General features: G+C 68.8%; 18 protein-coding genes. 9 read left to right on the plus strand and 9 right to left on the minus strand.

Features of this window, described 5'->3' with window-relative positions; translation table 11 throughout:
• Positions 1 to 60: 60 nt before the first annotated feature.
• Positions 61 to 750 (minus strand): dienelactone hydrolase family protein, encoded by a 690-nt coding sequence (locus tag BA022_RS13960; protein ID WP_047350403.1) that lies wholly within the window; start codon positions 748 to 750, stop codon positions 61 to 63.
• Between the two features lie 107 nt (positions 751 to 857).
• Between BA022_RS13960 and BA022_RS13965 the strand changes: the two genes are divergently transcribed.
• Complete coding sequence (locus tag BA022_RS13965) at positions 858 to 1604, plus strand: SDR family oxidoreductase (RefSeq protein ID WP_088887843.1); 747 nt, start codon at positions 858 to 860, stop codon at positions 1602 to 1604.
• On the plus strand, positions 1604 to 2242 hold the full coding sequence (locus BA022_RS13970) for a MarC family protein (protein ID WP_011803724.1): 639 nt from the start codon (positions 1604 to 1606) through the stop codon (positions 2240 to 2242). The genes BA022_RS13965 and BA022_RS13970 overlap by 1 nt, the downstream gene beginning before the upstream one ends.
• Before the next feature lie 3 nt (positions 2243 to 2245).
• Here BA022_RS13970 and BA022_RS13975 read toward each other — a convergent pair whose 3' ends face one another.
• The 8 genes from BA022_RS13975 to BA022_RS14010 all read right to left on the minus strand — a co-directional run bounded on the left by BA022_RS13975 (position 2246) and on the right by BA022_RS14010 (position 8773).
• Complete coding sequence (locus BA022_RS13975) at positions 2246 to 3178, minus strand: GGDEF domain-containing protein (RefSeq protein WP_088887844.1); 933 nt, start codon at positions 3176 to 3178, stop codon at positions 2246 to 2248.
• Positions 3179 to 3367: 189 nt separating this feature from the next.
• Entirely contained in the window at positions 3368 to 3874 is a 507-nt protein-coding gene (locus tag BA022_RS13980) for a hemerythrin domain-containing protein (protein WP_088887845.1), read from the minus strand.
• A 148-nt stretch (positions 3875 to 4022) separates the two neighbouring features.
• Positions 4023 to 4601 (minus strand): hypothetical protein, encoded by a 579-nt coding sequence (locus BA022_RS13985; RefSeq protein ID WP_012655346.1) that lies wholly within the window; start codon positions 4599 to 4601, stop codon positions 4023 to 4025.
• 76 nt (positions 4602 to 4677) lie between these two features.
• Positions 4678 to 4893: a CsbD family protein gene (locus tag BA022_RS13990; RefSeq protein WP_088887846.1), complete on the minus strand. Its 216-nt coding sequence runs from the start codon at positions 4891 to 4893 to the stop codon at positions 4678 to 4680.
• Between the two features lie 244 nt (positions 4894 to 5137).
• Complete coding sequence (locus tag BA022_RS13995) at positions 5138 to 5815, minus strand: ABC-type transport auxiliary lipoprotein family protein (protein WP_088887847.1); 678 nt, start codon at positions 5813 to 5815, stop codon at positions 5138 to 5140.
• Between the two features lie 17 nt (positions 5816 to 5832).
• A complete protein-coding gene (locus BA022_RS14000; RefSeq protein ID WP_088887848.1) occupies positions 5833 to 6810 on the minus strand; it encodes an MlaD family protein in 978 nt (325 codons plus the stop codon).
• Entirely contained in the window at positions 6810 to 7652 is an 843-nt protein-coding gene (locus tag BA022_RS14005) for an ABC transporter ATP-binding protein (RefSeq protein WP_088887849.1), read from the minus strand. Before BA022_RS14005 ends, BA022_RS14000 begins: the two co-directional genes overlap by 1 nt.
• A 2-nt stretch (positions 7653 to 7654) precedes the next feature.
• Positions 7655 to 8773: an MlaE family ABC transporter permease gene (locus BA022_RS14010; RefSeq protein ID WP_088887850.1), complete on the minus strand. Its 1119-nt coding sequence runs from the start codon at positions 8771 to 8773 to the stop codon at positions 7655 to 7657.
• 335 nt (positions 8774 to 9108) lie between these two features.
• Here BA022_RS14010 and BA022_RS14015 point away from each other — a divergent pair, with 335 nt between their 5' ends.
• From BA022_RS14015 to BA022_RS14045, 7 genes are all read left to right on the plus strand, one after another.
• Entirely contained in the window at positions 9109 to 10803 is a 1695-nt protein-coding gene (locus BA022_RS14015) for a GMC family oxidoreductase (RefSeq protein ID WP_041835849.1), read from the plus strand.
• Between the two features lie 299 nt (positions 10804 to 11102).
• The gene (locus BA022_RS14020) at positions 11103 to 11861 is read left to right on the plus strand and encodes a sulfite exporter TauE/SafE family protein (protein WP_012655339.1); all 759 of its coding nucleotides are present in this window, start codon (positions 11103 to 11105) and stop codon (positions 11859 to 11861) included.
• A 37-nt stretch (positions 11862 to 11898) separates the two neighbouring features.
• Positions 11899 to 12819: an arginase gene (gene rocF / locus BA022_RS14025; RefSeq protein WP_088887851.1), complete on the plus strand. Its 921-nt coding sequence runs from the start codon at positions 11899 to 11901 to the stop codon at positions 12817 to 12819.
• Between the two features lie 165 nt (positions 12820 to 12984).
• Positions 12985 to 13746, plus strand: a complete 762-nt coding sequence (locus BA022_RS14030) for an ABC transporter substrate-binding protein (protein ID WP_012655337.1) — start codon at positions 12985 to 12987, stop codon at positions 13744 to 13746.
• Positions 13747 to 13785: 39 nt separating this feature from the next.
• Positions 13786 to 14568, plus strand: a complete 783-nt coding sequence (locus tag BA022_RS14035; RefSeq protein ID WP_011803711.1) for an amino acid ABC transporter permease — start codon at positions 13786 to 13788, stop codon at positions 14566 to 14568.
• Complete coding sequence (locus tag BA022_RS14040) at positions 14565 to 15317, plus strand: amino acid ABC transporter ATP-binding protein (RefSeq protein WP_011803710.1); 753 nt, start codon at positions 14565 to 14567, stop codon at positions 15315 to 15317. The genes BA022_RS14035 and BA022_RS14040 overlap by 4 nt, the downstream gene beginning before the upstream one ends.
• Before the next feature lie 132 nt (positions 15318 to 15449).
• Positions 15450 to 16349 carry a DMT family transporter gene (locus BA022_RS14045; RefSeq protein ID WP_088887852.1) on the plus strand — a complete coding sequence of 300 codons (900 nt, stop codon included), beginning with the start codon at positions 15450 to 15452 and terminating at the stop codon, positions 16347 to 16349.
• Position 16350 lies beyond the last annotated feature (1 nt).

Below are 16350 nucleotides of genomic sequence, written 5' to 3' on the forward strand. Positions count from 1 at the left end.
CAATAATCTAGCTGCTAGCGCTTACCAGGTGGGCGCTAGCAGTGATTTTCTCTATGAATTTCAGCCGACGTGCCGTGCCAGGAAGGCGAGCGTGCGGTCGCGCGCGGTCATGGCGGCGGCCTCGTCGTAGCTGGCGCGCTGGTCACAGTTGAAGCCGTGGTCCGCTGCGTACACGTGCACCTGCGCCTCGGGGTGCGCGCGGGCAAAGGCCTGCACGCTGTCCAGCGGGATCCACTGGTCGCGCTCGCCAAAGTGCGCCAGCACCGGCACGCGCGGCTGGCGCGCCACCTCGGCGGGCGTGGTCATGCCGCCGCCGTAGTAGGGCACGGCCGCGGACAGCCCCTGCAGCATGCAAGCCGCGCGCCAGGTGAGCAGCCCGCCCCAGCAAAAGCCCACCACGCCAACCTTGCAGTCGCTGTGCCGCGCGGCATAGTCGATGGCGGCCTGGATGTCGGGCATCACGCCCGGCGCGGGCAACCCCTCCACGGCGGCCTTGAGTGCCCGGCCGACCTTCATGTCGGCATCGCTGTAGCCCAGGTCCACGCCCTTTTGCACCCGCGCGAAGGTGGACGGCGCCACCGCCAGGTAGCCGCGCATGGCCAGCCGGTCGGTCACGGCGCGGATGTGGGCGTTGACGCCGAAGATCTCCTGCAGCACCACCACCGCGCCGCGCGGCGCGCCGTCGGTGCGCGCCACCCAGGCGGGGGCCGTGAATCCGTCGCTGGCGGTAAGGTCCACCCACTGTCCCATGTCGTGTCTCCTGAGGCGTTGAGCGAAGGGAATGCAGGCGCGTGGACGATACGCGTCAGCGCCGCAAACCTGTTCCAATGCGCCATTCTTGCAGGAGTCACCCGTACATGGACAAGATTGTTCTGATCACCGGCGGCAGCCGGGGCATCGGCGCTGCTGCCGCCGTACTGGCCGCGCAGCGCGGCTGGGCCGTGGCCATCAACTACCTGCGCCACGCCGAGGCCGCGAACGGCGTGGTGCGCCAGATCGAGGCCGCGGGCGGGCGCGCCATCGCCGTGCAGGCCGATGTGGCGGTGGAGGCCGACGTGGTGACTCTGTTCGAGACCGTGGACCACCGCCTGGGGCGCCTCACGGCACTGGTGAACAACGCGGGCGTGGTGGACCGCCCTGCCCGCGTGGACGAGATGCACGGCGAGCGCCTGCGGCGCATGTTCAGCATCAACGTGCTGGGCGCCTTCTACTGCGTGCGCGAGGCGGTGCTGCGCATGAGCACGCGCCATGGCGGCGCCGGCGGCAGCATCGTCAACGTGTCCAGCATCGCGGCCCGGCTGGGTGCGCCCCATCAGTACGTGGACTATGCGGCGTCCAAGGGCGCGCTGGACACGCTCACCATAGGCCTGGCGCACGAGGTGGGCGGCGAGGGCATCCGCGTGAATGCCGTGCGCCCCGGCCTGATCGACACCGATATCCACGCCAGCGGCGGCCTGCCCCACCGCGTGCGCGACCTGGCAGGCCAGGTGCCCATGGGGCGCGGCGGCACGCCCGAGGAAGTGGCCGAGGCCATCGTGTGGCTGATGTCGGACGCGGCCAGCTACACCTCGGCCACGCTCATGGACATTGCCGGGGGCCGCTGATGGACTTGAAGCCGCTCATCACGCTGCTGGCCATCGTGAATCCATTGGCCATCGTGCCGTTCTTCATCCACTACACCAGCGGTTTCAACGCCGCGCAGCGCCGGCGCACCGTCCAGGTGGCGGCGTTCAGCGCGTTTTGCGTGATCGCGGCCTGCGCGCTCGTCGGCCTGCAGATCCTGGACTTCTTCAACATCTCGCTGCAGAGCTTCCAGGTGGGCGGGGGCATGCTGCTGCTGATCAGCGCCATGAACATGCTCAATGCGCAGCCGGCCGAGGCCAAGCCGCACACCCACGAGCTGGAGCAGGGCGCCGAAAAGGCGGCCGCGGGCAGCAGCATCGCCGTGGTGCCGCTGACCATCCCGCTGCTCACGGGGCCGGCGGCCATGTCCACCGTGGTGATCTACGCCGACCGCGCGCAGAGCATCTGGCAGCACCTGGCGCTGGTGGGCTACGGCGTGGTGGTGGGCGCGGCCACGGCGCTGTGCTTTGCACTGGCCGAGCCCATCGAGCGCGTGCTCGGCAAGACGGGCATCAACGTGATGACGCGGCTCATGGGGCTGATCCTCGCGGCGCTGGCCGTGGAGGTGATGGCCGACGGGCTGAGCAAGCTGTTCCCGGTGCTGGCCGCGCGTTCATAGCGGTCAGGCCGTGGCCTCGATGCGGTTGCGCCCCGCGTGCTTGGCACGGTAAAGGCAGCGGTCCACCGTTTCCAGGAACCGCTTGGAGTCATCCTGCGTGCCGGGCAGGGCCGTGCCCATGCCCACGCTCACCGTGAGCTGCTGGCCCAGGGGCGAAGCCGCATGGACGATACCGGCGTGGGCCACCTCCTGCATGCAGCGCTGCGCCACCGCGCGCGCGGATGGTGCGTCCGCCCCGGGCAGTAGCAGCACGAACTCCTCGCCCCCGTAGCGCGCCAGGCAGTCGCGCGGGCGGTGGGCGGCCTGCTGCAGCGCGCGGGCCACGCGCCGCAGGCACTCGTCGCCCTCCACGTGGCCGTACTGGTCGTTGTAGCTCTTGAAGAAATCCACATCGAACATCAGCAGCGACAGCGGCTCGCCGGTGCGCTGCGCCTCCTGCCATTCGCGCTCGTACACCGCGTCGAACTTGCGGCGGTTGTTCACGCCCGTGAGCCCGTCGCGGAATGACAGTTCCTGCAGCTCCTGCTGCAGTTGCAGCAGCTGGTGCTCGTTCTGCTTGCGCTCGGTGATGTCGAACATGAAGCCCACGAGCGACACCACATTGCCCTGCAAGTCGCGCACCACATGCACCACGTCGCGGATCCACACGTAATCCCCGCCTGTGGTGAGCGCGCGGTAGTCCGCCTCGTGGTCCACGCCCGACTGGGACTGCGAAATGCAGAAGTTGACCACCCGGTCCCGGTCGTCGGGGTGCATGCGGTCGGCCCAATCCTGCACGGTGCGCCAGCTGGTGGGCGCCCAGCCCAGCAGGTCCTCGATCTGCGGCCCGATGTAGGCAAAGGTCGCCGTGGCCCAGTCGATCTTCCACGGAATGGCGCGCGTGGATTCGAGCAGGGTGCGATAGAGCGCGCTTTCGGATGGTTCATGCGGCGTCATGGGGGCTCCGGCTGGCCGTGAAAACGCAGCAAGCTTAGCAGGGCGACGCGACAGCAACCGTGGCGGGTGCGGGGGATGCCACGCCGCGCCACTCCGGCACAACCCGTCGCCAAGCGCCAAGCGCCACGCGCACCCGGCGCGGCGCCGCTCCGCCCCAGTTTTGCAGTTCTGCTGCAGCCGGCCGATCGTTCAGGCCGCAGCGGCGGGCTGGACGGGTGTGTCGTCACCCGAAGAGCAGGCCCCACCGCAGCCGTGGATCAGATCGTCGGGCAGCGCGCCCGGCGTCTGCACGCTGCCCGTGGCGGGGTCGAAGCCCACGCGGCGCAGGTGCTGGGCGAGGGACGCGTCCATGGCGTCCGTATGCTGGGGGAACCACACGGCCAGCTCTGCAGCCATCTCGCGCAGGACATGCAGCTCGCCCTGGCGCGCGCGGTCGGTGCCCTCGCGCATGATCTTGAGCACCACCTGGTGCTGCGTGCTGTGGCAGTTGCCCGCGGCAAAGCGGGTGGCCTGCATCCAGCGGTCCTCCTGGGCGAAGTGGGCGTCGGTGTGCGCCACCAGGTCTTCCCAGGCACCGATGAGCGCCACGTCATCGGCACTCTCCACGGCCTGCAGCAGTGCCACGAATTCCTGGTGCGTGTGGTCCATCTGCGGCAGATCCAGTGCGAGTTCCTCGGACCATTGCAATGCGGCCATGGGCGGTCTTTCCTTCCTGTGCGGCGTTGTGAAGCGGCGCGAGCTTAAGAAAAACCGCCACCGGCGGTATTGACACATGTCATGTCGGCGCCGCTGGTGGGGGACAAAAAAAGCCCCGCCAGAGGCGGGGCTGCACATGTTTGCCGGTTTATTGGCCGTGGGTGCGCTTGGCATCGGCCACGCACTTGTCCTTGGCGTCACCGCTCATGGTGTCGCAGCGCTCCTTGGCGGCCTTGTAGTTGGCTTCGCGCTGGGCCTCTGCGGCGTCCTTCTTGGCCTCTGCGACATCGGCGCGCTTCTCGGCGGTGGAGTCGGCGGGCTTGGCCTGCGCGCGCTGCACCTTGGCATTTTCCTTGGCGGCCACATGGGCGGCCTTGGCGTCCTTCACGCAAATGTCCTTGGCGTCGCCCTTCTGGTCGTCGCATTTTTCCTTGGCCACCTCATAGTCAGCGTCGGCACGGGCCTCGTTCACGTTGTAGGTGGCCTTGTCGCTGGGCTTGTACTGGGCTTCCAACTCGGCCTTGGCCACCTTCTCGCGGCCCTTGGCCTCCTTCATGCAGACGTCCTTGGCGTTGCCCTGCAGGGTGTCGCACTGCGCCTTGGCGGCCTTGTAGTCAGCGCCGATGCGGTCCTTGCCGGCGTTGTATTCCTCCTTGGTCATGGCCATGCCCGAAGTGGCCATCAGGGCAGCGGCCGCCAGGGCCAGCAGATTGCGTGCGTTTTTCATGGAATGTCCTCCAGATGAATGTGATGGAAATTGGATCCCGCAGGGCGCGCGAGTCGTGCCCCTGCGGCGCGTTGCGTCAGTCGTAGCGGAAGTCGGGGTTGCGCTGTTCCCAACCCTTGAGCTGTTCCTCGGCTGCGTCCCGGGCCAGCCCGTGGCGCTCCTGCAGCTTGCCCAGCAGCTGGTCGCGCTTGCCGGCGATGACGTCCAGGTCGTCGTCGGTCAGCTTGCCCCATTGCTCCTTCACTTTGCCCTTGAACTGCTTCCAGTTGCCTTCAATGCGGTCTTCGTTCATACGTCACTCTCCTGTAGCGGTTGTTGAGGGATCGCCTGCCTGGCCCCTGTACGGCGCCGGGCATTGCGAGGCGATGAATGGACTCTAGGCAGGTGCCCGGCGGCAGCGCGTCGGTGCGCGCACGCAAGCCGCGTCAGCCCAGTGCGACAGCGGCATGTAGGCCTCCGCCCCGTCGCCGGTGCGCGGTGGGCAAAAAAAAGAGACATGCGCAGCATGTCTCTGGGGGTGGGAAGGGCGCAGGCGCTCAGCGACCGGACTGCTCCACCCATGCGGCCAGCTCCTCGGCCACCTGGGCCGCCGCATCGGCCAGGGCCTTGGCGCCGCCAGCGGCATCGGGCGTGGCGGCATCGCGCCGCGCCACGAACACCCGCTGCGTGACCAGCGTTTCACCCGCGGTGCTCGCGTCGGCCAGCACGGCGCGCACACGCACCAGGCCGGCGCTCGCCTGGGGTGCGCCGAACACATGGCTGAACTCCTCCAGCTCCAGGCGCAGCACGCTGGGCATGCGGCCGCGCTCCAGCAACACGGCCATGCCGTCGTCGCCAGAGAGCACCGCGCGGCGCTGGCCCAGGCGCTCGCGCACCGCCTGGTGCAGCAGCACGGCGGGCGGCAGGCTCCAGCGCGCCTGGGTGTAGGGGCGCAGTTGCTGGGCGTTGGTATAGGCCAGCCGGTACAGCAGCGCGGTGCTGCCCTCGGGCAGGCCCGTGGCGGTCACCTCGGCCAGCGCGATCGGGGGCAGCGGCGCGCTGGCCGCGGGGCCCGGCGCCTGCAAGGGGCCGGGGCCGAAGTCGTACACATCGGCGCGCACCGGCGGCTCGGGGAGGATGGAGCAGCCCGCCATCAGCGCCATAAATGTGAAGCCAAAAATGGCTTTAGCGCTTATCTGGCGAGCGCCAACAGCTATCTTTTTAATAGTCATCATAGGGTCCTTGCAATGCGTCAGGGCTGCGCTGCGGGAGCGGTGAAACCGGGCTCGCCGGGCCCCGCGGCCGAGCGGCCTGGTCCATAGATGAGCGACTGCGGGTTGTCGTTGATGCCCGAGGCCGTGCGGCCCAGGCGGCGTGCGGCGCGCGCGGTTTCGTCGGCCGCATGGTTGATGCGCGGCAGCGTGACGCGGCCGAAGCGGTCGGCCGCGCCGGCCAGCGACTTGGCGCCCGCGGCGATCTCGTCGAGCGCGCCGCCCTCGGCCTGCAGCGTGCGGATGGCCTGGCTGACGTCGTTGGCGGCCGTGGCCGCGCTGCTGCCCGCCTGGCGCAGCGCCTGCAGGGTCTGCTGCGTGTCCTGCACCAGCGGCGGCACGCCCGCCAGCGCAGGGTCCAGCCGGGTGGTCACGGTGTTGTCCAGGCGGCGCGCGAGCTGGTCGATGCTGCCCGCCGCGTCGCCCAACTGCTTCAGTGCCGTGGAAAAGCGCTGCTGGTTCTCGTCGCCCAGCAGGGTGTTGATGCGCTGCGTGGCCTCCTGCACCTGGCCCAGGATGGCCGGGCCCTGCTCGGCCAGTTGGCTGAACGAGGAGCTGTGCAGCGGCAGGCGCGGCAGGCCGCTGGCGCCCGGCGGCGGCGCGGGCAGCGGCGCCTCCGCGTCGTCCAGCTGCACATGGGCCAGGCCCGTCACGCCCTGGTAGCCCAGCGTGGCGAAGGTGGTGGGGCTGATGGGCGCGTCCGCATTCACGGCGATACGGATCAGCACGTTGCCCGAGACCTGCGGGTCAAAACCGATGTGCGTGACCTTGCCTACGGCCACGCCCTTGTAGCGCACGGCTGCCTGGGGCTGCAGGCCGCTCACGCTGTCCTTGCTGGACAGCTCGTAGAGCTGGTAATCGGTCTGGTCGCGCGTGAGCCACATGCCGAGGCCGGCCAGCAGCGCCGCCACGGCGATCACGAAAATGCCTGCGGCCAGGGCATGGGACTTGTTTTCCATCAGGCTTCCTTGGACGAAGAGGCGGCGGGCGGCTGGGCCATGGCACGGCGGCCGCGTTCTCCGAGAAAAAAGTGGTGAATGAAGGGATGGTCGAAGCGCGCGACCTCCTGCGGCGTGCCGGTGACGATGACGCGCCGGTCGGCCAGCACGGCCACGCGCGTGGACAGGGCGTACAGGGTATCCAGGTCGTGCGTGACCATGATCACCGTGAGGCCCAGCGCCGCATGCAGCTCGCGCAGCAGCGCGCAGAACTCGTCGGAACTGCTCGGGTCCAGCCCCGCCGTGGGTTCGTCCAGCAGCAGCAGCGGGGGGTCCATGATGAGCGCGCGCGCCAGGGCCACGCGCTTGATCATGCCGCCCGAGAGGTCCGCCGGCATGCGCGTGGCGTGCTCGGGCTTGAGCCCCGCCAGGCGCAGCTTGACCATGGCCGCGTCGTTGACCAGCGCGGGCGGCAGCGTGCCCAGCTCGCGCAGCGCGAAAGCAATGTTGTCCAGCACGTTGAAGGCCGAGAACAGCGCCCCGTGCTGGAACAGCATGCCCACGCGGCTGCTGGCGCGCTCGCCGCCGACCAGCTCAGCCGCCGAGCGGCCCAGCACCTCCACACTGCCGCGCGTGGGCCGCGTGAGCCCCAGGATGTGGCGCAGCAACACCGTCTTGCCGGTGCCCGAGCCCCCCACGAGCGAGAGGATCTCGCCGCGCTGCACGGTGAGCTGCAGGTCGTCGTGCACCGTGAACGCTTCGTCACCCCGGCCAAACACCGTGGCCAGGCCGCGGATGTCCACCACCGGCGGATCAACCACGGCCCTGGTGTCGGCGTCTGCGGCGGGGCGGGTGGCATCCATGGCTAGAAACCCACGTTCTTGAAAGCGACGGCGAACAGCGCGTCCACGATGATCACCATGGTGATGGCGCTCACCACCGAGGCCGTGGTGCCTTCGCCCAGGCTCTGGGTGTTGGGCTTGACGCGCAGCCCCCAGTGGCAGCCGATGAGCGCGATGAACACGCCGAACACCACCGACTTGGACATCGCCAGCCACAGGTTGGACACATTCACGGCGGCAGGCAGGGCCTGCGCGAAGTAGGCCGACGAGATGCCCATGGTCAGGTCCGCAGCCAGCATGCCGCCCGCCAGCGCCGCCAGCGTGGTCCACAGGGCCACCAGGGGCATGGCCAGCGCCAGCGCCAGCGCACGCGGCATCACCAGGCGAAAACCGTGCGGTATGCCCATGACGCGCATGGCGTCCAGCTCCTCGGTGACGCGCATCACGCCGATCTGCGCGGTGATGGCCGAGCCCGATCGCCCCGCCACGAGGATGGCGCCCAGCATGGGCCCCAACTCGCGGATCAGCGAGATGCCCAGGATGTTCACGATAAACGCTTCGGCGCCGAACTGCCGCAACTGCAGCGACATGAGATAGGCCAGCACCACGCCGATCAGGAAGCCCACCAGTGCCGTAATGGGCAGCGCCGTGGCGCCCATGCGGTACAGGTGGCCCGAGATGTCGCGCCACGGCCCGCGCCGCGGGTTGCGCAGCAGGCGCAGCACGTCCAGCACCAGCTGGCCCACCAGTATCACCAGATGGCGCACATGGTCCAGCGCGTGCAGCACCAGCACACCCAGGCGGTCCACCTGGTCGCCCAGGCGCCAGGGCGCGGGGGGCTCGCAGGGGGTGGTGTACTGCGCCACGCGCTCCAGCATCTCACGCTGGTTATCGGTCAGTTCCAGCTGCTCGGGCCAGGCGCGGCCCCAGTGGTTCCACAGGATCTGCGCGCCCACGTGGTCCAGGCGCTGCACGCCTTGCAGGCTCCAGGCAACGCCGGGACCGCAGTCCTTGAGCTGCGCCGCCACCCGCCGCCAGGCCCGGCGGTCGGCAAAGGCCGCGGCCACCCACTCGCCTTGCGGCTGGGCAAGGGGCCTGGCAGCGTGGTCCTGCACGACCGATGGAGGGTGGGTGACGGGCATGGTGGTCGGGAAAGAGGCCGGGCAACCGGCTGGCGCCGGCGCCACTGGCGGCGCCCGCAGTTTTGCATATTCCGGCGGCCGCGCCGCGCACGGGGCTGACGCGGCGCATCATTCCACAGATTGGCGCGTGGCAAAAGCGAGGCCCGCCGGCGCTTGAAAAAACATCAAAAACCGGCCGTGACGCACCCGCAGCGCGCGCTGCCACTATCAAAAAGCGTAGCGCAGCGGGGTTTCCCTCTCGACACCCGAGCGCCGAATCGCACAATCGATTGCTGCACTGCGGCAGCCCCGGCGCTGGCGCGTTGCGCTCCTTCCCTGACGTGCGATCGGCATCCATGAGCGACACCACTTTCGACTACATCATCATCGGCGGCGGCACCGCCGGCGCCCTGCTGGCCAACCGGCTCAGCGCAGACCCCAAGAACCGTGTGCTGCTCGTGGAGGCCGGCCGCAGGGACGACTACCACTGGATCCACATTCCCGTGGGCTACCTGTATTGCATCGGCAACCCGCGCACCGACTGGCTCTATCACACCGAGGCCGACACCGGCCTGAACGGCCGCAGCCTGCGCTACCCGCGCGGCAAGGTGCTGGGCGGCTGCAGCAGCATCAACGGCATGATCTACATGCGCGGCCAGGCGCGCGACTACGACCAGTGGGCCCAGATCACGGGCGACGACGCCTGGCGCTGGGACAACGTGCTGCCGGCCTTTCGCCGCCACGAGGACCACTGGCGCCTGGACCAGCCCGAGGGCGTGAACGAGAACTTCAAGCGCCTGCACGGCAGCAAGTCCACGGGCAGCTCGGGCGAGTGGCGCGTGGAAAAGCAACGCCTGCGCTGGGACATCCTCGACGCCTTCGCCCAGGCCGCGCAGCAGGCCGGCATTCCCGCCACCGACGACTTCAACCGCGGCACCAACGAAGGCGTGGGCTATTTCGAGGTCAACCAGAAGAACGGCTGGCGCTGGAACACGGCCAAGGCCTTCCTGCGCCCCACCTGCTACGGGCGGCCCAATTTCGAGATGTGGACCTCGGCCCAGGTGACGCGCCTGGTACTGGACCGTCAGCCGGACGGCAGCCTGCGCTGCACCGGCGTGCAGGTGTGGACCGGCGAGGAGATGGTCACGGCCCACGCGCAGCAGGAGGTGATCCTGAGCGCCGGCGCGGTGAACTCGCCACAGATTCTGCAGCTCTCGGGCATCGGCCCCGGCGCGCTGCTGCAGCGGCACGGTATCGACATACAGGCCGACCTGCCCGGCGTGGGCGCCAACCTGCAGGACCACCTGCAGATCCGCGCCGTGTACAAGGTGCAGGGCGTGCCCACGTTGAACATGCTGGCGGGCAATCTGCTGGGCAAGGCCAGGATCGGACTGGAATACGCCTTCAAGCGCAGCGGCCCGATGAGCATGGCACCGTCGCAACTGGGCGCCTTCACACGCAGCCAGCCGGACCTGCCGCACCCCAACCTTGAGTACCACGTGCAACCCCTGTCGCTGGAGGCCTTCGGCGAGCCGCTGCACCGCTTCCCGGCCTTCACGGCCAGCGTGTGCAACCTGAACCCCACCAGCCGCGGAACCATCCAGATCAAGAGCCCAGACTTCCGCACCGCGCCGGCCATCGCTCCCAACTACCTGTCCACGCCCGAGGACCGCCAGGTGGCCGCCGACAGCCTGCGCGTCACGCGCCGCATCGTGGCCCAGCCCGCACTGGCTCCCTACCAGCCCGAGGAATACAAGCCCGGCCCGCAGTACCAGAGCGACGAAGACCTCGCACGGCTGGCGGGCGATATCGCCACCACCATCTTCCACCCCGTGGGCACTACGCGCATGGGCCGGCTGGACGATCCGCAGGCCGTGCTGGATGCGCGCCTGCGCGTGCGCGACGGCCGCGGCGGCGTGGTGGCCGGCCTGCGCGTGGTGGACGCGGGCGCCATGCCCACCATCACCAGCGGCAATACCAATGCACCCACGCTGATGATGGCCGAGATGGCCGCCCAATGGATTCGCAGCGAGGCGCGTGCCCCAGTTTGAACCAGTGGCAGCAGGTGCGGGAAACCACCAATGCACCACAGGGGTGCGTTTTATTACAGTCTATGCACTCGAAGCGCGCCTCGGCACGCCAACCGAGGGGACCGAGGAGACAACAGCCCTAACACAAGAACATCAACCATCAAATCAGGCATCCGCAACGAGATGCCCCTTCACAAGGCACCCGCAACCCGGGTGCCTTTTTATTTGTCGAGACTTTCAGCAAAAGTGGCCCCAGCGCCCGCAGGGTGGGCGCAAGCAGCTACTGATTCCGTAGCGGTAGCGGTGCGACAATCGCGCCCATGGAATGGATCATCGTCTCGCTGGCCTCGCTGCTGGCCGGCTTCGTGGACGCAATCGTCGGCGGGGGCGGCCTGATCCTGCTGCCCGCCCTGTTCGCCACGTTTCCCACCGCGCCGCCGGCCACGCTGATGGGCACCAACAAGAGTGCCGCCATCTGGGGCACGGGCATCGCCACCTGGCAGTACAGCCGCCGCGTGCAGATGCGCTGGCGTGCCATGCTGCCGGCGGCGCTGGCGGGATTCGTCGGCGCGTTCGCCGGCGCCTGGGTGGTGACGCTGATCTCCGCCGATTTCCTGCGCAAGCTGCTGCCGCTGGTGCTGGTGGCGCTGCTGATCTACACCCTGGCGCGCAAGGACTTGGGGCGCCACCACGCGCCGCGCCTGGCTGCGGGGCGTGAAACCCTGGCGGCCTGCGCCATCGGCGTGACCATCGGTTTCTACGACGGCTTCTTCGGCCCCGGCACGGGCAGTTTCTTCGTGTTTCTCTTCGTGCGCGTGCTGGGCTACGATTTCCTGAACGCGTCGGTGTCCGCCAAGCTGCTGAACCTGGCCACCAACGTGGCCGCGCTGATACTGTTCACGGCCAAGGGCCATGTCTGGTGGCACTTCGCGTTGCCGCTGGCCGTGGCCAACGTGGTGGGCAGCCTGCTCGGCGCCCACCTGGCGCTGAAGCACGGCGCGGGCTTCGTGCGCGGCATCTTCATCCTGGTGGTGGGCATGCTGATCCTGAAGACCGGCTACGACGCGTTCCTGCGCTGACCCGATTCACCCGCATTCACTGGCAAGGAGAGACCCGATGACGACCCTGACCCTGATCGGCGCCCCCACCGACGTGGGCGCCAGCGTGCTGGGCGCCAGCATGGGCCCCGACGCGCTGCGCATCGCGGGCATCGCGCGGGCCATGCAGGCACGCGGCTTCGACGTGCGCGACCAGGGCAACCTGGCCGGCCCCGGCAATCCGCAGGCCGAGCCCGCCAGCGGCTTTCGCCATCTGGCCGAGGTCGCGGCCTGGAACCGGGCGGTGTACGAGGCCACGCACGCCGCGCTGCAGGCGGGCCAGTTGCCGCTGCTCATGGGCGGCGACCACTGCCTGGCCATCGGCTCCATCAGCGCCGTGGCGCAGCACTGCCGCGCGCGCGGGCGGCGGCTGAAGGTGCTGTGGTTCGACGCGCACGCGGACGCCAACACCCCCGAGTCCTCCCCCAGCGGCAACCTGCACGGCATGCCTGTGGCGTGCCTGTTGGGCCACGGCCCGGCGCAGCTCACGCGCCTGGCCGGCCCCGATGCGCCACCGGCGCTGCAGTCCGGCCAGATCACGCTGATCGGCGTGCGCAGCGTGGACGCCACCGAGAAGCGCTTCGTCAACGAGCACGGCATCGAGGTGTACGACATGCGCACCATCGACGAGCTGGGCATGCGCGCGGTGATGCAGGCCGCGCTGGCCGACGTGGACCAGGACACGCACGTGCACGTGAGCTTCGACATGGATTGCCTGGACCCGTCGGTGGCCCCGGGCGTGGGCACCGGAGTGCGCGGCGGCCCGACCTACCGCGAGACCCAGCTGTGCATGGAGATGCTGGCCGACTGCGGTGCGCTCGGCTCGGCGGACCTGGTGGAGCTGAACCCCGCGCTGGACGTGCGCAACCAGACGGCCGAGCTGGCCGTGGACCTGCTGGAGAGCCTGTTCGGCAAGTCCACGCTGATGCGCCCGCAATGACCCTGGCCCCCGGGTTTGCGTCAATGCGGCGCACCAGGGGCCGCTCTCTATAATGTGACCGCCTCGTGACGCCGCCCTTACCCGGGCTTCTTGCGCAGGCGTTGGTTTCCGGCTTGTGATCCGCAATGCCGGATTTTTTGTACCTGAAGCAAGCAGGAACTCCCTATGAAGATGTTCAAGACCCTGGCCACTGCTGTGGCGCTGTGCGCCGCCGTTGTCGTGCAGGCGCGTCCCCTGGAAGAAATCCAGAAGAGCGGCACCATCATCCTCGGCTCCGAGGGGCAGTACGCGCCGTTCAACTTCTTCAAGGGCAAGCAGCTCACGGGCTACGAGATCGAAGTGGCCGAGGCCGTGGTCAAGAAGATGGGCCTGAAGTACGAGTGGAAGACCGTCGGCTTCGACGCGCTGCTGACCGGCCTGGCCCAGGACCGCTGGGACCTGGTGATCGCCTCGCACGCCATCACCGACGAGCGCTCCAAGGCCGTGACCTTCACGCTGCCGCACTACTGCTCGGGCGGCATCATCGTGTCGATGAAGCCCGAGGTGGCCAAGGCCGCTGACCTGAACGGCAAGGTGGTGGCCGTGCAGACCGGCACGACCTACCTGGACGCCGTGAAGAAGGTGCCCGGCGTGAAGGACGTGAAGAACTTCCCCACCGACGAAGCCGCGCGCAACGCCCTGGCTTCCAAGCGCGTGGACGCCTGGGTGACCGACCGCTTCGTGGCCAAGGAAATGCTGGCCAAGGCGCCCAAGGCGGGCTTCCGCACGGGCGACATGCTGTTCGTGGAGCAGGTGGCCTCCGCCGTCTCCAAGGGCAACCAGGGCCTGGCCGACGCCTGGAACAAGGCGCTGAAGGAAGCGATCGCCGACGGCACTGTGGGCAAGATCTCCCAGAAGTACTTCCAAGAAGACGTCACCTGCAAGTAACCGACTGCGCCGGGCCTGCGGGTCCGGCCCGCTTTGCCCATGCTTCTCGCTCTCTGGCCCGCACACTGGAGCCGCACCCAGCGCAGCAATGCAACGCTGGTGGCGGCTTTGGTGTTGATGGCGCTGGTCCTCGCCCTGCTCGGCCAGTTCCTCTCCTTCTTTCCTGAGCCCATCGGCTCCAACGCGGAGCTCTTCTCCGAAGGCGCGCTCACCACGCTGTACCTGACGCTGGTCAGCGGCACCGTGGGCCTGCTGCTGGGCACCGCCGCGGCGCTGGCGCGCACCTCGCGCCTGGCCTGGCTGCGCTGGGTGGCCAGCTTCTACATCTGGGCGATCCGCGGCACGCCGCTGCTGGTGCAGATCCTGTTCGTGTACTTCGCGCTGCCCGTGCTGGTGCCGGGCCTGAACCTGCCCGACTTCGCCGCCGCCGTGGTGGCGCTGGGCCTGAACGTGGGCGCCTACAACGCCGAGGCCATCCGCGCCGGCCTGCTGGCCGTGCCGCGCGGGCAGACCGAGGCCGCGCGCGCACTCGGCCTGTCGCGCACGCACGTGTTCTTCGACGTTGTGTTCCCCCAGGCCTTCAAGATCGCGCTGCCGCCGCTGGTGAGCAACTTCGTGGCGCTGCTCAAGGACTCGTCGCTCGCCTACGCCATCGGCGTGGTGGAGCTGACCAACGTGGGCAACCGCATCCAGTCCGCCACCTTCCAGCCCGTGGCCACGCTGACCACGGTGGCCATCACCTACCTGATCCTGACCACGCTGGTGACGCAGGTCACGCATGCCATCGAGTACCGCTTTGACGTCGAAGGGCGTGTGAAATGAGCCACGCCGCTTCCGCCAATCCCTACATCGTGTGCAAGGACGTGCGCAAGGCCTTCGGCAGCCACGAGGTGCTCAAGGGCGTGTCCACCGTGTTCCGCACGGGCGAGGTCACCGTGATCATCGGCGCCTCGGGCTCGGGCAAGTCCACGCTGCTGCGCGCCATCAACCGCCTGGAGCCGCACGACAGCGGCAGCATCACCATCGACGGCGTGGAGGTCACCGACGACCCGCGCACGCTGCAGCTGCAGCGCAGCGAGGTGGGCATGGTGTTCCAGCAGTTCAACCTGTTCGGCCACATGACGGTGCTGGACAACGTGACGCTGGCGCCGCGCCGCATCCGCCACACGTCGCGCCGCGAGGCCAACGATAAGGCCATGGCCCTGCTCAAGCGCGTGGGCATGCAGGACCATGCGCACAAGTACCCCTGGCAGTTGTCGGGCGGCCAGCAGCAGCGCGTGGCGATTGCGCGCGCGCTGGCCATGGCACCGAAGGTGATGCTGTTCGACGAGCCCACCAGTGCCCTCGATCCCGAGATGGTGCAGGAGGTGCTGGACGTGATGCGCGAGCTGGCGCGCGGCGGCATGACGATGATCGTGGTCACGCACGAGATGGGCTTTGCGCGCGAGGTGGCCGACCGCGTGATGTTCTTCGACCAGGGCTGCATTGCCCACGATGCGCCGCCGGCCGAGTTCTTCTCCAACCCGGCCAACGACCGCATCCGCTCCTTCATCGGGCGCATGAGCCACTGACCCGCTGGGCGGCAGGGTGCGGCCGCTTATAAAACCATAGCTGCCTGCGCTTGATGTACTTGGGTTTCGATATGAAAACATATCGAAATCCTTTTGAGAAAAGCGCTACCAGCTCTCATTCTTGAAGAAGCCATGCGTTCCGAACGCCAGGGCCTGCTGGCCCTCCTGCTGGTGGTCGCCGTCTGGGGCACCACCTTCCCCGCGATGAAGATGATGTCCGCGCACCTGGATGCGCTGCAGATCATCTGGGCCCGCTTCGCGATTGCGCTGCTGGTGCTGGCGCCGCTGTGGCGCGGTCTGCGGCGCACGGAACTGCGCTGGGGTCTGCTGCTGGGCGCCCTGCTGTTCCTCGCGTTCTGGCTGCAAATCGAGGGGCTGGCGCGCACCAGCAGCAACCGCAATGCGTTCGTCACCGGGCTGAACGTGCTGGTGGTGCCGCTGTTGGCCATGGCCGTGCTGGGCCGGCGCTATGGCGCCGCGCTGTGGGCGGCCTGCGCCATGGCGTTGGCCGGCATGGTGCTGATGTTCCACGAGAACGAGCCCTGGAACCTGGGCGACACGCTGACGCTCGCCAGCACGCTGTTCTATGCCATCTACATCCTCACGCTGGAGGAATGCGCGCGCCGCACCGCGGCCCAGCCGCTGCGCGCCACACGCATGGCGGCGGTGCAGGCGTTGGTGATGTTCGCCGCGGCCAGCGTGCTGCTGCTCGCGCGCCATGGCGAGGTCGCCACGTCGCTGCAGGCCCTGGCGGACCTGCCGGCGCACGCGCTGACGGCGCTGGCCTACCTGGGCGTGGTGGCCAGCGTGCTGGTGGTGACGCTGCAGGCCTGGGGCCAGCAGCGCGTGGATGCCATGCGCAGCGCCATCGTCTTCGGGCTGGAGCCGGTGTTTGCCGCCGCCACGGCCTGGGTGCTGATCGGCGAGCGCCTGGGCGCGGCCGGCCTGGCGGGCGCGGCGCTGATCGTGGCCGCCCTGGTGGTGAGCCAGTTGCCGCCGCCGCGCGCACTGGCGCGTCCTTCCGCACCCTGAT

The organism is Diaphorobacter nitroreducens (assembly GCF_002214645.1).
Taxonomy (GTDB): domain Bacteria; phylum Pseudomonadota; class Gammaproteobacteria; order Burkholderiales; family Burkholderiaceae_C; genus Diaphorobacter; species Diaphorobacter nitroreducens.